Source organism: Paenibacillus litoralis (assembly GCF_046244365.1).
Taxonomy (GTDB): domain Bacteria; phylum Bacillota; class Bacilli; order Paenibacillales; family NBRC-103111; genus Paenibacillus_V.
This window is the reverse complement of the sequence record NZ_CP176395.1, coordinates 4639371-4654922: the sequence shown is the minus strand read 5'-3', so window position 1 is coordinate 4654922 and position 15552 is coordinate 4639371. Positions and strand designations below refer to the sequence as shown.

11 protein-coding genes are annotated in these 15552 nt (G+C 53.2%); 9 read left to right on the top strand and 2 right to left on the bottom strand.

Features of this window, described 5'->3' with window-relative positions; translation table 11 throughout:
• Positions 1-82: 82 nt before the first annotated feature.
• Positions 83-1642, bottom strand: coding sequence for a response regulator (locus ACKGJP_RS19330; RefSeq protein WP_409340454.1), 1560 nt, complete (start codon positions 1640-1642; stop codon positions 83-85).
• Positions 1639-3366 carry a sensor histidine kinase gene (locus ACKGJP_RS19325; protein WP_409340453.1) on the bottom strand — a complete coding sequence of 576 codons (1728 nt, stop codon included), beginning with the start codon at positions 3364-3366 and terminating at the stop codon, positions 1639-1641. Before ACKGJP_RS19325 ends, ACKGJP_RS19330 begins: the two co-directional genes overlap by 4 nt.
• A gap of 186 nt (positions 3367-3552) precedes the next feature.
• Here ACKGJP_RS19325 and ACKGJP_RS19320 point away from each other — a divergent pair, with 186 nt between their 5' ends.
• The 9 genes from ACKGJP_RS19320 to ACKGJP_RS19280 all read left to right on the top strand — a co-directional run bounded on the left by ACKGJP_RS19320 (position 3553) and on the right by ACKGJP_RS19280 (position 15299).
• On the top strand, positions 3553-4581 hold the full coding sequence (locus ACKGJP_RS19320) for a serine hydrolase domain-containing protein (protein ID WP_409340452.1): 1029 nt from the start codon (positions 3553-3555) through the stop codon (positions 4579-4581).
• A 140-nt stretch (positions 4582-4721) separates the two neighbouring features.
• A complete protein-coding gene (locus ACKGJP_RS19315) occupies positions 4722-6059 on the top strand; it encodes an ABC transporter substrate-binding protein (protein WP_409340451.1) in 1338 nt (445 codons plus the stop codon).
• An 85-nt stretch (positions 6060-6144) separates the two neighbouring features.
• A complete protein-coding gene (locus tag ACKGJP_RS19310) occupies positions 6145-7029 on the top strand; it encodes a carbohydrate ABC transporter permease (protein ID WP_409340450.1) in 885 nt (294 codons plus the stop codon).
• The gene (locus ACKGJP_RS19305; protein ID WP_409347199.1) at positions 7029-7856 is read left to right on the top strand and encodes a carbohydrate ABC transporter permease; all 828 of its coding nucleotides are present in this window, start codon (positions 7029-7031) and stop codon (positions 7854-7856) included. Before ACKGJP_RS19310 ends, ACKGJP_RS19305 begins: the two co-directional genes overlap by 1 nt.
• Before the next feature lie 22 nt (positions 7857-7878).
• Positions 7879-9849: a hypothetical protein gene (locus tag ACKGJP_RS19300; protein ID WP_409340449.1), complete on the top strand. Its 1971-nt coding sequence runs from the start codon at positions 7879-7881 to the stop codon at positions 9847-9849.
• Between the two features lie 25 nt (positions 9850-9874).
• Positions 9875-10624, top strand: a complete 750-nt coding sequence (locus ACKGJP_RS19295; RefSeq protein ID WP_409340448.1) for a phytanoyl-CoA dioxygenase family protein — start codon at positions 9875-9877, stop codon at positions 10622-10624.
• A complete protein-coding gene (locus tag ACKGJP_RS19290) occupies positions 10621-10791 on the top strand; it encodes a hypothetical protein (RefSeq protein WP_409340447.1) in 171 nt (56 codons plus the stop codon). The genes ACKGJP_RS19295 and ACKGJP_RS19290 overlap by 4 nt, the downstream gene beginning before the upstream one ends.
• Positions 10792-10800: 9 nt before the next feature.
• Positions 10801-12183: a GH39 family glycosyl hydrolase gene (locus ACKGJP_RS19285; RefSeq protein WP_409340446.1), complete on the top strand. Its 1383-nt coding sequence runs from the start codon at positions 10801-10803 to the stop codon at positions 12181-12183.
• Positions 12180-15299 carry a glycosyl hydrolase gene (locus ACKGJP_RS19280; protein ID WP_409340445.1) on the top strand — a complete coding sequence of 1040 codons (3120 nt, stop codon included), beginning with the start codon at positions 12180-12182 and terminating at the stop codon, positions 15297-15299. Before ACKGJP_RS19285 ends, ACKGJP_RS19280 begins: the two co-directional genes overlap by 4 nt.
• Positions 15300-15552 lie beyond the last annotated feature (253 nt).

Here is a 15552-nt window from a genome sequence, read left to right as displayed (position 1 = left end):
TTGATGCGAATTATAGTGCATGGCGCATGCGGCCGATATGGAAGATCGTGCGTACAGCATGGATTTTTGGACAATGATTCCGTCAAAGGGTTTCGGAGCCATTGCGGTTGCGGAATTCGCTCGGACTCATGCCGATGACCGAAGTAAATACGCGGCTGAAATAGTTCTGGTCGGCGTAGCCGACCAACTCCGCTATTTCTTTGTTGCGCATCCGAGGATAGTGAATCATTAGCTCTTGCGCCTTGTGCATACGGAGTGCCGTTACGTATTCGACGAAGGATTTGCCGCTATAGTCCCGAAAGAGGTTGCAAAGAAGCGTTTTCGAAATATAAAAATGTTCGGTAAGCAAGGGGAGGGACAACGGTTGCCCGATACGGGATGCGATGAAGGTTTCGATCCGGGCAAATAGCAGACTCAAGTCTTGAGACCAGTTTCCGGTCGCTTCCTGTTCAAACATTCTCGAAAGCATGGCGATGAAGCCTTCGGCCAGCTCCGGGAACGATCGGGCGGTCTGCAATTGCTCCTCGATCCTGGCGTCCCAATTTCGAAAGCCCGAATTTTTCGGTTTATTCTCTTGGTTCTCAATGCGGTGCACAATATCTTTCAGCTGCATCCCAAGGATTGCCGTCGGGCAATCGTATTTCTCCCATATACGAAACAGGCTGCGGATCAATTCGATCGCCCCTCCATAATCCCGTGCAGCGAGGAGTCGGTCCAGTTTGGATTTCTCGATGTCCGTGTCCGGAACTGTAGCATGGCGATCCGGTTCGGCAGCGGAGGCAACCAGAAAGATCGCCTTTCCGATGACAAGTCGCTCAGACAAGCAAGTCCGAAGGGCGGGCACAATTTGGTTCAAACGGAAAATATCGTTGAAAGCATCGCTATAGACGACTGAAGGACCTACGCCGCCTCGTGTATAATGCTTGGAAAACGCAGCGAATAGGGAGGGTAGCTTGTTATCCGTGTTATCTTTCAGACCGAGAACAAGCAGTCGCGATCTCCCGTCATCAAGCGGGAAGATCCAGGACAACTCGCCGCCCGACAGGATTTGGCCGAGTTCGTAGATAAGCTTTTTGTCATCCTCGTCGGTGCTTGGGGCAAGAACGGGATACTCGTGTACGGATTCGATATTATTGATGAAAAAGGCCCTATAGAACGGAAAAGGCAGCCGAGAACGGGCCGTTTTCTCCGCCTCGGACGGCAGTGTCGAGGAGACGAGAATAGTGAGCAGCGTCTTTTGTGCTTTGAGATAGTTCTTGTTCTCCACATTCGCGTTGAGCTTCTCCAAAATCTCTTGCAATGCCAGAGCGTCAATCGGTTTTACTAGGTAATCGGTGACGTTGACGCGCATCGCCTCACGCAAATATTCAAACGAGGGATAGGCGCTCAAGATCACGACGGGCAAATCGGGATGACGTTCCCGTATTGCCTTCGCCAGCTCGATACCGTTCATTGTGGTCATGCGGATGTCGGTAAACACAACGTCCGGAGTTTCCCTGGCGATTGCCTCCAGCGCCTCCCTGCCGTTGTAGCACTCTGAAGTAACCGTTAACTCTGTTTGCAGCTCATTGCTTAGCCTCGCAAGCTTCTTTTTCAACTGCTCGATAAAAAAAGGCTCATCGTCGACCACTACGATCTTCATGTTTGTTCTCCTTGTCCGCTGATGGATGCCTTCCATACGACTTCCGCACCGCCGTCGCGATGGTTGCCGATTTCGAACTGCAATTGGTTGCGGAACATCAACTGCAGGCGTACGATGGTGCTGGTCAACCCCATTCCGCCAAGTCCCAGCCCGATCCGTTCGAAATCCGTATCCAGCCGCTCAAACGCCAATCGCACGCTTTCTTTTACTTCCGCCAACCGCTCTTCCGTGAAGCCGGCCCCATTGTCCCGGAATCGAAGCTCCCATCTATCGCAGTCAAGACGTCCTGTCACCTCGATATGGAGGGGATGCTGAATGTCTCCGAATCCGTGCTGGATGGCATTCTCCGCTAGCGGCTGCAATATCAGCTTGGGCACCATCATATGCAGCATGCCGGGATCAAGATCGATATGGTAGGTCAATCTGTGCATGTACCGCGTCTTCATTAGCTCAAGGTAACGTAACGTGAAAGCCGCTTCCTTCTCCAGAATGGTCACGGGGGACTCAATGGAGGTAGAATAGCGCATGAACTCCGACAAATTCCGCGAAACCGTCTGGACCTGCGACAGCTCTCCGTTTTCCGCGGACACCTGAATGATTCCCAACATGTTAAATAAAAAATGTGGATTGATTTGCGCCTGAAGGGTATCGAATTGGGATTGCAGCTGCCTCATCCGGAACTGCACGATTTGTTCGAGCGAATGCTGCAGTCGGTTGTTCATATTGCGGAAGGAACGATTGATCCGCTCGATTTCGTTGACCTTATATTTGTTGTCAATATTCAGCCTCTTGTCCTCCAAATCGATGGAGTCGATAGCTCCCCGTAATTTGACCAGCGGCTGTGTCAGCAAGCGGGATAAGTAATAGTAGACCAGCAAGGAAAACGTGATGAGCAAGAAAATGGTAGCGAGCGCGAAATTACGGAACAGGGTGAGTTCGGAAAGGACGACACTCCGAGGCACCGTTAGGGCAATCGTTAGATTCGAAGATTCGATTCGCCTTTGGAACACGTAGGCATCCTTGGGAAGCGAATTCAAGTTGTCGGAAATGCTGTCGAACAGAAGCCGGTCGCCATCAGACAACGTCAGCTTGGCACCCGGTATGGAACGGATCTGGTCGAGAGGCAGCAGATCGTCTGAGCGGATTTGCATCTCGATGACGGCGATCTTGTTCTGACGCGGGTTCAGCAAGCGACTGAAGGTAAAGACGGTCGTATCGTTCAGACCGGCCCAACGATCCTTCTGTGCGTATCGAAACAGCGTCTCACCCGCCGATTGGCGGATCTCTGTCAAATCACTTTCGTTCGCATAAGCCTGTTCGACGGTCATGCGGGCTTTCGGATTGGAGAACACCTCGTTCTTGGAGGTATAGATCGTAAGCCGGTATATATCATTGTAAATAGCCTTAACGAGTCCTAGCAGATTGTTCACCGCTTGGATCGATTCGTATACGTCAAAAGTGCCGTTGCTTCCGTCGAGAAACTGCAGGTGCTGGATCACTGCCCGCCCGTTCGAATCCGTGCTCAGATAGAGCTGCTTGCTGATGTTGTCGAACTCTTTCAGGCTGGCATCCAGCTTGTTGGTCACGTTTGCGACGGTTTCATTCATGCTGTTCAAGGCATTCTTCTCGACCCCTCTCTTGAGATAGAGATAAGTGGGAACGCTTGCAAGAATCGTAATCAGAACAAATACGAGGGAATATACGAAGAAAAGCTTGATCTGCAAGGGGTTGCGTATTCTCAGTCTGATCACCGCCTTGCGACTATAATAGCACCAATTCTGTTCGGAAATCCATACTTGCACCAATTGTGTTCAAAAATCCAGACCGCAAATACAATCTTCCATATTGTTCGTTTGAACGGTTCGATATAGTAATTGTCAAACGCTTCATTTTAAGGGAGGTTATTCGATATGGGCATAACGGTTCACGCTCCTCACTTGGACTTATTTTTCAGAAATCTGTTGGATAGAGAGTTAAGCCCGTGTTTTTCTGTCGGCTTTATGGATGTCAAAGAAGATTCTCTATACGAATTTAGAGAGGGCTTCTCAGCGCCCGCCGGGTATGAGAGGAGTCCGATTGATCGTCATACACGTTTTAACATCGGCTCGGTCACCAAAATAATCACCGGCAGCTTAATTGTCAAACTGATCGAGGATGGATTGCTGACCCTTACGACATCCGTACAAACGATTATTCCTTCCTTTCCGTTCTCTGACGTTACGGTACTCCATTTGCTTACGCACACGGCTGGTTATGAAGGGTTCGATGAGCCATGGCCGAGCAAGGAAGATGCCGAAGCTTATTTAATCAAAATCTACCGAATCAGCAACAGATCTTATTCGCCGGGTGAGCGTCAAATTTATTTTACGCAAGGTTACACGATTTTGATGGATATAGTCGAAAAGGTGACCGGTACGAGTCTCGAACAATTTGCGAGAGAGACTCTGTTCGTTCCCTTGGAAATGGAAAATACGACTTTTGAGACGGAACGAATGCAGGATCATTCGTTCGTGCTGCCTTGGAACTACGAAACGGGCAGCTGCATGAGCCATTTACGGCATGCGGCCGTAACCGGCGACAGCGGTCTATATTCGACGGCGGATGATTTAATGCGGTTCGCGGAATTGTTCTTGCGTGCAGGGAAATTTAGAGACAAAAGAATATTCTCGCCAGCCGGCATTGATTTGATGATGCGCGAGGTTACGAATGGAAAATTCGCTAAAACCCCTGTTTTTTGGCAGCGAACGGATACCGACCAGTACGGATGTTTTGGCGACTTGCATTCGCCGTCCTGTATCGGGCACCCAGGTTTTAGCGGCTGCATGCTTTCTATCGATCCCCGATATCAACGAATCGGAGTTATTTTAACGAATAGCCCAAGACTTCATAGCGATGAGGAAAATTATAAAATAATCTGGAACAAGCTAATGAGTCTTTAGTAAAAGCGGAACGAAGTTTGTCCAAAAATCCAGATTGGCCGTCTGATCTTCTATATCGATGCATGCAAGCGATCTGCCATAATGGGTCTTGTTAGCTAGTATTAAAGCATCACAAAAATTTGGATGTGGAGGTTATTCGATTGAAGAACAAAAGAGTTCAACGGGGGGCAGTACTGCTTGCAATCGTCTTAATCATGGCGATTTTGGCGGCTTGCGGAGGAAAAACTAACAATGTGCCAGGAGAATCGTCCCCGGCGGCAAGCAGCCCGGCTTCATCAGGTTCGGCGGCGCCGTCCAAAAAACCGGTCGAAATGGTGTTGGCCACCTTCAATGCTTGGGGCGAGACGGAAGGACTGAAGAAAGCAATTGCAGCCTACGAGCAGTCAACCGGCAATAAGGTTAGGGTGGATGTCTATCCAGACGATCAGTTCATCAATATTCTGAAGACTAAATTGTCGACGAATGATGCACCCGATTTGTTCATGGCCACTGCTGGCGATGGTGTCATTCCATTCTCGTTCCTGGAGCCTCTCCAAGGTCCTTGGGTTGATAAGACATTGGATAGCGTTAAACTCTTCACAGCCAAGGAAGGCGTCGCTTATGAAGCCTATGCATTCCCGCTCGGGTATTTCGGAGCGATCTACAACAAGAAAGTGTTCCAAGCAGCCGGCGTCAAAGTGCCGATGATGAACTACCAAGAATTGATGGATGGAATGAAGAAGATCCAGGCGAAAGGAGTTACGCCGCTATTCATTCCGGGCAAGGACGGCTGGACTTACCAAATGCTGCAAGCTGTCGGCGGTGTCTACTCGGTAACGGACGAGGAAGCGAACCGCATGGCCAAGAACGAAACCAAGCCTTCCAAGATGGACGGTTTCCTGAAATTCGCGGAGCACATGGTTGCCTTGCAGCCTTATACAAACAAGGATCATATGTCCACGATAATCGCGGACGGATATCAAGGTCTACTGGACGGCAAATACGGGATGACCGTTCTGGGCGACTGGCTGTACGACGATTTCGCCAAGCTCGACGCCGAGAAAGTCAAAGATCTGGGCTTCATGCCGTTCACACTGGACGATTCGAAGATTAGTGCAGTCGTGAATTTGTCCGGCCGAGTATTAGCCGTTCCTTTCAACAGCAAGCACAAGCAGGAAGCGAAAGACATGGTCAATTTCCTCATGGAGCCGGATCATTTCAACCTCTTAGTCAAACCCGTTCTAGGATCTTCTCCATATAAAGGATACAACACGGAAAAGGGCGCATGGCAGAAAGAAGTAGACGGTTATATTTCTCAATACAATATTCCAGTTACCCTCGATGTTATCAGACAACACTTCCCGACGTTCCCGCTCGGCACCGACGCTGGAAAGCCAATTCAGGATATTTTTAACGGAAAAGACGTTAAGAAAGCGTTTGATGATTGGTACACGGACTACGCGCAATACAACCGGACGGTGAAAACCCCGGGCTGGTAATCCTTAGTCAGTCATAGGAAAAATGGACGCCGTCGCGGCTCGGTTTAACCCGGGGGCGACGGCGTTAACGGAAAGGCGTTGGCGTATGCTTTCGAAAGGAATCTCCAAGCATTATCCGGTACTGTTCGTCCTGCCGGCTTTTATCCTGTTCAGCCTTTTCTTCATTTTGCCGAATCTGTCGGGATTCGTCATGGCTTTCACCGACTGGTCCTCTTACTATCCGCTTAGCCCCAGCTTTAACGGCTGGAGGAATTTCCAGGACCTGTTCGCTTCGCCCGTCTTCGCGACGGCTGTTCGCAACACGATCTATTTCACCGTCGTCACGACGGTTTTCAAAATCGTAATCGGTTTCCTGATGGCCATCATTTTGAACAACGGGGTTAAGTTCAAGAACATGTACCGGACGATCGTTTTCGCTCCATTCGTGTTCAATCCTCTTGTCATCGCATACGTTTTCAGCGCCCTGTATCAACCGGATTACGGTCCGCTCAACACGTTCCTCAGGTTTGTCGGTCTCGATTTCCTGGCACAGCATTGGCTGACGGACGTGAAATACGCGATGCTGGCCATCTGCATGATGGACATCTGGATTTCGATCGGGGCGATCATCGTGATTTTCCTGACCGGGCTTCAGTCCGTGCCGCAGGAATTTTACGAGGCTGCCACGGTGGACGGCGCGGGCAGGTTCGACAAGTTCGTCCACATCACACTGCCTCTCACCATCTACTCGCTGTCGATAAATACGATCCTCTGTTTGATCGGAGGAGCGAAAGTGTTCGGACAGGTGTACGGATTGACCAACGGGGGACCGGCCGACGCCACGCAGGTTTATGGCACGTTCATTTTCAAATCATTCTCTTCGGGCTTATTCGGTTATTCCGCGGCGGCAGGGCTGTTGTTTACAGTGGTTGTCAGTATCGTCAGCTTTCTGACGCTCTATTTGTTCCGCAAGCTGGAGGTCGAATATTGATGTCGCACACAGTCAAAACCCGCCTGATCAAGCTGGTGTTGGAAGCCGTCATGCTGCTCGTCGCCTTATGTTACTTGGCGCCCGTCTGGATCATCGTGGTCAACTCGCTCAAAGACACGCTCAGCGCCAACCGGATCGGGTACAGCTGGCCGAGACAATTCCATTTTGATAATTACGCGCAAGTATTCGAGAAGTCCAATGCTCTGCAGGGACTTATCAACGGCGTGGCAATCGGGGTTACGGTCGTCCTGATCACGGGACTCCTGTCTTCCATGGCCGCTTATTACTTATCGAGAAAGAGCACGGGATTTTCCAAATTCGCCGCCATGTATTTTGTCTCCGGATTGATCATTCCAACTGCGATCATCCCGACCTATTTCGCCATGCTCGTCCTGAATCTGAACAACACGTATTTGGGCTTGATCTCGATTTTCATCGCCTACACCCTTCCATTGAGCATTTTTCTCTATTCGGGCTTTATGCGAACGATCCCAAGGGAAATCGACGAAGCGGCGATCATCGACGGAAGCCGGCCGATGCAGATGTTTTTTCGGATCATCTTTCCGCTGCTTGCCCCCGTTACGGTGACGGTTGTCGTCTTTAACTTTATCGGCGTCTGGAACGATGTGACGACGTACCTATATTTCGCGGGAGGAGACAAGTGGCCGCTGCCGATGACAGTGTTTCAGTTTTATGGCAAATACAGTCAGAGGTGGGATCTACTATTCGCGGATATCCTCATAGCGATTGTCCCATGCTTGGTATTCTACGTATTCGGACAGAAATATATGGTTTCCGGATTAACGGCAGGTTCCGTCAAGGCCTGATGATCCGAGGAGGTGCTGAAGCATGAATTTCGCGGAAAGCCGGTTTCGTTCGATGTGGTTTGCGCACCCGCTGATCGGCGATCCTTCATTTGATACTTTTGAGAGATTCGCAGGCAATCCGATACACGAAGGGATCGGCGTCTGGGAATGGCCTGTCAACGGCTTCCTGTTCGCGGATCCGGTATCGGGCAACTGGTACGTGTACGTCAGTTTGTATGCCAAAGGGTACCGGCATTGCGGTGCGGTCATGCTCATGCGCTCGACCGACAAGGGGAAGAATTGGAGAAACCTCGGACCGGTATTTGACGGCAGGGGATTAGCGGAAAGATATACGCCGGTGGATGCGGCCTTGGCTTCTCTGGATGCTTCGGTCGTCTATGAGGACGGCATCTATCACATGGTGTACGGATGGGGCTCGCTCAAAGAGGCGCAGGGTGGAATCGCGTATGCGTACTCCGACCATCCGGAAGGTCCGTTCCTGAAACACCCGCACCCGATCAAGAATGAGACGGATACCGCGCTGATACTCGGAATGTATAAGCGAACGTATGCAAGCACCCTGATCAGGCGCCGAGGCGACTGGCTGATCCTCGCGATGATGAGTATGCCCAGGAATACCGGGGGCTCCTGGTCGCTGGTGGCGCTGACCTCCGAACGGCCAGATGGACCTTTCGGGGATCCGGCGTTTTTGCTGTACCCGCAAAGTCCGTTCTACCTTCCGGCTCCGATTGAGTTCTACCCCGCTTATGTGCATGACGGATATGTTTATGCACCATCCACTTCGGTGGGCCGTAACCGCACGTATCAAGCCATTTTTCGGGCGGAACTGGAACAGGCGCATTCGGCGGAAGCCTGGCAGCTGGTTCAGGATGGCTCCTGCTGGCATTCGGAGGCGAGACAGTCGGAGCGATACGGGATATGGGGCCAAACTTTCTCCGGCCAAGTCATGGAAGACGGCATGCTGCAGGCGATGTATCCCGCCTTAAACGAGCGGGGCGAGGGGACGATCAACATGGCTTCGCGTCCCTGGTCCGAGCCTTATGCCGACCGTTTCGTGCTTTCGGGGAACAACGCAGCTGCCATCAGTTTTATTCGGCAGGGGTATGGGGATTTCAGTCTGGCGGCGGAGGTGACGAGTACGAATACTTTCACCGTCGTGTGGGGGTGGAACGGACCCGTCGGGTCGACGGTGATGCCGCGCTGGGCGGACGGGATGCCGCACGCTTCGATGTTCACGCACGGCCTGGGACTTTCGGTGTCAGGCGACGAATTTGCCTTGATTGCCGTAACGGATCTGGGGACGGTGGAAGTGCTGGCAAGAACGCAGGAATACGACGAGCGGAACGCTTGTTGGGCTGGAGCGGATTCAAGTCTGGGAACGGAGCCGGAAGAGGACGAATCCGATGGGCGCCCGCCCCTCGGCGAACCCAAAGCGTACCGGATCATGATCCGACAGGAGAATTCGCGCTGTCTCGTGGAGGTCAACGGAAGAAGACTGACTGCCGAGCGGCCCGCCATTGCCGGGCGTATCGGACTCATCGCCGGCAATGGCGCGCTGGTACAGTGTACGCGTTTCGAAATTGAAGGAGAAAGCCGGGAGCATTGGGTGGAGCTGCTGCCGGGCGAGGGGTTGGCAGGCTCGGCTCAGTGTCCGGACAAATGGGACTTCGAGACGGATCCGTCTTACAGCAATGGCTTTGGCTTCCGCTCGACGGACCGTTCCGGTTTCGCTGAAGAAACCGTGTCCATGCTGAAATGGAGTTTTCGCGGAGACGCGTTCCGCGTCAGGATGCCGGTTAAAGGATACGGCAAAATCAGCGTAACGATGGACGGGCAATGGCTGGAAGATATCGAGCTGCTGCCAGATGCCGGGATACCGGGTTCGCGTATTGTGGTCGGGCGGGACGGACTGGCGAATGCAAACCATGCAGTAACGATGACATTGTTGGAAGGCGAGATGTGCTGTGACATTTTCTCTTACCGTGTACGATAAATGGATGGGACAGGAGGGTGATTCCTTGTTATTGACTTATAAGGAAGTCGAACAATACAGGCGGGATGGATTCATTTTGGTTGAAGATGTGTTTACCGCTAAGGAAATCGGGACAATGGTGTCGGACATCGAAGGCGGAGGGCGCACGGCTGCATCGGCCATGAGCGTGAACGACGAATCGGGGAAGAAAGCCAAGCTCGCGTATTGGGAAGAGCTCGCGGACGATGTCTGGTCCGCCGCTTCCACTAGCTCGCGCGTCGTCAATAACGTACGGATGTTGCTCGGCGAAGAGGCCAGTTTTTTCCACGGCAAGGTGATGATGAAAGAAGCCCGGACGGGCGGGGCGTGGGAATGGCACCAGGATTACGGCTATTGGTATGATCAGGGGTTCCTCTTCCCCCATATGATAAGCGCATTCGTAGCGATCGACCCGGCAACGAAGCTGAACGGGTGCCTTCGGGTGCTCAAGGGATCTCATAAAATGGGGAGGCTTACGCACCTTCGAGTCGGGGGGCAAACCGCCGCCGATCCGGCACGGATCGCCGAGGCGGAGAAGCTGTTCGAGACCGTGTACTGCGAGATGAAGCCGGGTTCAGCGCTTTTCTTCGACTGCAATCTGCTCCACTGTTCGGCATCCAACGATTCGGATCATCACCGGAGATCGTTCATCATGTGTTACTCTGCCTGGGGAAATCCGCAAATGGCGAAGGACGGAAAGCCGGTGCTCCGCGAGCCCTGCCCTATTTCGGGAAAGAGGGGGGATACAAGCTCATGAGTACATTCAGCAAAACGTCCGTAACGGCGGAAGACTTCCGGCGCTACTATTTCTCGGCAGAGACGGAGTTCGATCTCGAAGGGACATTCGTTTTTCTGGCTTCGCTGGACAGCGACTTCATCACAGGACAGACGCTGAATTTCGACGGCGGCCGGATGTTACATTAGGAGGAGCCAATGGCAGACATTATCTTATATCCTGAGCGGATGCACGCTCCGCTCAAACGCCTGCACGGTGTGAACAACGGCCCCGTTTGCTACGGATCGCTCATGGACGTTTCGGTTTATTACGAGAAGGCCGGGATTCCGTTAGTCCGGCTGCATGACACGAACTGGCCTAATCCGGGGGAAGTGGATATCCATACCATTTTTCGCGATTTCTCCAAAGATGCCGACGATCCCGCTTCGTACGATTTTGCGCGTACCGACGATTATATCGCCTCCGTGCTGGCCACGGGAGCGAAAATCGTTTACCGGCTAGGGGAAAGCATCGAACATACAAAGGTAAAATATTATGTCCATCCTCCAGCCGATATGCAGAAGTGGGCGCGTATTTGCGTAAACATAATCCGCCATTATAACGAGGGTTGGGCGAACGGCTTCCATCATGACATCCGATATTGGGAAATCTGGAACGAGCCGGACAATCCGGATCGGCAGTGCATGTGGTCGGGGACGCCTGAGCAATATTACGAGCTTTACCGGATTGCAGCGACCGCGATCAAAAGTCTCGATCCGTCCTTGAAGGTGGGTGGCCAAGCCGCTACGATGGTGAACATGCCATTCACGGAAGGTTTCCTCGCGTATTGCCGGGAACATCGGCTGCCACTCGATTTCTTTACCTGGCACACCTACGCGGACGATCCGCAGCAAATTTTGAATAACGCTTTGAAGGCGCGAACACTTCTGGACGAGGCTGGATACGCGGATACGGAAAGCCACCTGAACGAGTGGAATTATATGCGTGCCGACGAAGGCGCGGATGATGGAATCTGGGGGCAGTTGTGGAAGCCGGGGGGAGAGACGTTCCGGAGGAACCTGTTCGAACGGCAAAAGAATGAAGAGGGTGCCTCTTTCGTCGCCGCCGTGTTCGCGATGCTGCAGGATGCGCCGATCGACGAAGCCAACTATTACGACGGTCAGCCGCACGAGCTGTATGGCGGGCTGTTCGACGGCTATTGCATTCCGCAGAAGACGTACCGGGTGTTCGAGCAGTTCCAGCAATTGTGCGCTTACCCGCGCCGGATTGGCGTGGCAGTGAGGGAATCTGCAGCCGGCTTGTTCGGATTCGGAGTCGCTTCGGATGACGGCGTGATGGCGCTATGGCTCAGTAATTTCAGCGGCGAAAGCCGTAAATATTCGATTATTGCGGAAGGCGTTAACGGGGCGGTCGGAGGATGGTCTGCGGAGTGGCGATTGCTCGATGCGGGGCATGATTTCGATTCAGTTGTGGATACGGCCTTGCCGGGCGGAGACGGGAGTATCGAAGTATTCCTGCCCAAGCATTCTGTGCTTGTGCTGCGGATGAACCGGTCGAAAAAGAAAGAGGCGTTCGAATGAGCGCGCTTAATGAGCGATTCCGCAATCCGGGAGCCGAATACCGATCCAGTCCTTTCTGGGCTTGGAACGGTCGGCTCGACTCTGCGGAGCTGATTCGCCAGGCGAGGGAAATGAAGGCCCAGGGAATGGGTGGGTTCTTCATGCACTCTCGCGAAGGGTTGGAAACCGAGTACATGGGCGAGGAATGGATGAATAACGTGGCCGGTCTCGTTTCGGAAGCCCGGGAACTCGGGATCAAGGCTTGGCTGTACGACGAGGACCGTTTTCCTTCGGGGGGTGCCGGAGGGCAAGTTCCCCGGATGGGGGGCGACGCATTCCGAGCTAAAGCGGTGACGCTGGAGATAGCGGATTTTCTGCAGATAGAATCGGACGATCGTCTGTTGGCGCTTTTTCGTGCGCAACTTCGGGGTCATGCGGTAGTCGGTTTGGAACGCGTGAAGGAGGAGCGCGCTTCGCAGGCTGATGTGCAATCGGCCAGGGAAACGGAGCCGGATGTCAGGGCGGTCTGGCTCCTGCTGCGGCGGGAAGTTTCGACCGGAACGGAATGGTTCAATGGCGAAGCGCCCGTCGACAACCTGAACCCGGATGCCGTGGCAGCATTCATCGATGTGACCTACGAAGCATACCGGGAGAAGGTCGGCGCCGAATTCGGCCGGACAATCCCCGGCATATTTACCGATGAGCCCAGCATCGCCGATTTTCATTGCAGCTATCCGAATGGACGCCCTTGGCTTCCTTGGACGGACGGCTTTGAGGAGATGTTCCGGGAGCGGAGAGGCTACGACTTGATCGAACGTCTGCCTTACCTTTTTCTGGACGGGGAACTGGCGTCTAAAACACGGCACGACTACTGGCGCTCCATCACCGAACGGTTCTCGGATGCGTATGCCCGGCAATTGGGCGAATGGTGCGGACGCAACGGCCTGGCTTTTACGGGACATTTTCTGATCGAACACAACTTGGGGATATCCACGCGCGTCAGCGGCGCAGTGATGCCTCATTACCGTTATCAGCAAATCCCCGGAATCGATATCCTAGACGAGAAAACGGAGGAATGGCTGACCGTCAAGCAGTGCACGAGTGTGGCCAGTCAGTACCGCCGCAAGCATGTGATGTCCGAGATGTACGGCTGCTGCGGGTGGGATTTCACCTTCGAAGGGCAAAAATGGCTCGGGGACTGGCAGTTCGTCATGGGCGTGACGATGCGGTGCCAACATCTGTCGCTGTACAGCCTCAACGGCTGCCGTAAACGGGATTTTCCGCCCGTATTCAGCGACGTGTCGCCTTGGTGGAAATACAACCATGCAATAGAAGATTATTTTGCCCGGCTGTCGGCGGTATTGTGCGACGGGATTCCCGTGCGGGACGTGCTGCTGATTCATCCGGCCACGACGATTTGGACCAGAGTGGGGTCGGACCCGGAGCGTTATTTGCAATGGGAAGATCCGAGCTTGCTGGCCGTCAACGTGTATGAAGCCGAGCTGGTGAGGACGATCAAGACATTACTGGGCCAACACATCGACTTTGACTTCGGGGATGAAATCATCCTGTCGGAGGATGGGGCTGTCCGGGAAGGGCAACTCGTGGTGAAACACGCCGCTTATCGTGTAGTCGTGCTTCCCATGTTGAATAACGTGCTGCGGACTACATTCGAATTGCTGCTGCGTTTTGCGGAAGACGGCGGGCAGATTGTGGCGATCGGAGAAGTGCCTGGCTTGATCGACGGCGAACTGTCGGGGGATTGGCAAGCTATGCAGCGGCATCCCGGTTTTCACCTGGTATCAGACGCGCGTGAAGCCGTAGAATGGCTGGAACGATATTGCCCGAGACGTGTATCACTTCGCAACGAGTATGGCCTGGAAGCTCCGCAGCTGCTTGGCATGCTCCGCGAACACGAGGATGGCTATACCCTTTTCGTCGTCAATAACGACCGGCTGACCGGGGTTGAAGCGGAAGTGCGCCTGAATGTGACGGGGGCGGTTGAAGAATGGGATCCGTTTTCAGGTGAAATGTCGGAAAAGGCGGTAAAAACGGAGTCTGGCTCCATCCGTTTCGTCGATCGGTGGGGAGCGGCTGGCTCGAAGTTGTATCGAATCCGTACGGACGGGACGCCTTTGGCTGCGGAATCGAGGTTTACTTATCGGATGGCGCACGAGATGGATACGGCGTCTTGGACGTTTCCGGTAAAGAGTGCCTTTACTCGCACTATGCCCAATGCGCTTTTGTTGGACGTTTGCTCGTACCGGGTGAATGGAGGAGAATGGTCCGAGCCGATGCAAGTATGGCAGGCCCAGAAGGAAATCCGGACGCGATTCGGCATGCGAGACATTCATTACAACGGGCAGCAGCAACGATTTCGCTGGGCGGACATTCCGCACCCTGGGGACGGAGCCGAGGTGGATTGGCGGGTCGAATATGAGGTAGGTGAAGTACTGGAAGGGGACCTTTTTTTTGTTTTGGAATATGCCGAACGGTTTCGAGCAACGTGGAACGGAAAAACCATTCCAGTACGGTCGGAAGGTTCGTATATCGACCGTGATTGGCAGCGCATCCGCCTGCCCCGCCATTCGGCGGGCCGACAAGAGCTGATTCTGACCGCTTTATATCGAAACCGGGATGAGATGGAAAATATGTTCGTCATCGGAGATTTTGCGGTTGATGCCAGCCGCAAAATCGTGCGCGAGCCCGCCGAACTGGCTGTAGGCAACTGGACGCTGCAGGGTTATCCGCATTATCCGGGAAACATGGTGTATCATTATACTTTCGACGCGAGCGGAAAAGTGGAAACGGCTAGCTTGAAGCAGGCTTGCAAACTGCGGCTGGGCACTTGGAAAGGCGTTTGTGCGGAAGTCCGGGTGAATGGATCGCCGGCCGGTTTGATTCCGTGGGAGGACGCGGACGGTCTCGATATTGCGGGCGGGCTGGTTAAGGGCGTGAATGGTATCGACGTGGAAATCGCGGGAAGTTTGCGCAATCTGCTCGGCCCATTTCACCAATCGGGCCAGCATAATCCTTGGATGGATTGGTCGTTTTTTCAGCGGGAGGATGCGCGCGGCGAATCCGGCTACAGGCTAATGCCCTACGGTATAATGGAGCAACCGCGACTGTATTACTGAAATGATCAGAAAGCCAGCAAGAGCCCGGCATGCTCCGGGCTCTTGCGTTGTATTGCTGGACAAAGTGACTGGTTCAAATATCACAGCAGGAAGTGATGACGGCAACGCTCCGGCCAATACAGCCCCCGGAAGCCTCGTAACGCACTTGCCCGCCTAAGGAGATTGACAGTGGATCCATACGATTTGGTTCAATCTAGGCTATCGATTATATGATGACGCAGTGCTATGGAAATACTAGAAAAGCTGAACGAGA

What these genes read in the sequence shown, in the direction of transcription:
- ACKGJP_RS19330 (WP_409340454.1), bottom strand. Translation starts at nt 1,642, where the DNA reads ATGAAGATCGTAGTGGTCGACGATGAGCCTTTTTTTATCGAGCAGTTG.
- ACKGJP_RS19320 (WP_409340452.1), top strand. Translation starts at nt 3,553, where the DNA reads ATGGGCATAACGGTTCACGCTCCTCACTTGGACTTATTTTTCAGAAAT.
- ACKGJP_RS19310 (WP_409340450.1), top strand. Translation starts at nt 6,145, where the DNA reads ATGCTTTCGAAAGGAATCTCCAAGCATTATCCGGTACTGTTCGTCCTG.
- ACKGJP_RS19305 (WP_409347199.1), top strand. Translation starts at nt 7,029, where the DNA reads ATGTCGCACACAGTCAAAACCCGCCTGATCAAGCTGGTGTTGGAAGCC.
- ACKGJP_RS19300 (WP_409340449.1), top strand. Translation starts at nt 7,879, where the DNA reads ATGAATTTCGCGGAAAGCCGGTTTCGTTCGATGTGGTTTGCGCACCCG.
- ACKGJP_RS19290 (WP_409340447.1), top strand. Translation starts at nt 10,621, where the DNA reads ATGAGTACATTCAGCAAAACGTCCGTAACGGCGGAAGACTTCCGGCGC.
- ACKGJP_RS19285 (WP_409340446.1), top strand. Translation starts at nt 10,801, where the DNA reads ATGGCAGACATTATCTTATATCCTGAGCGGATGCACGCTCCGCTCAAA.
- ACKGJP_RS19280 (WP_409340445.1), top strand. Translation starts at nt 12,180, where the DNA reads ATGAGCGCGCTTAATGAGCGATTCCGCAATCCGGGAGCCGAATACCGA.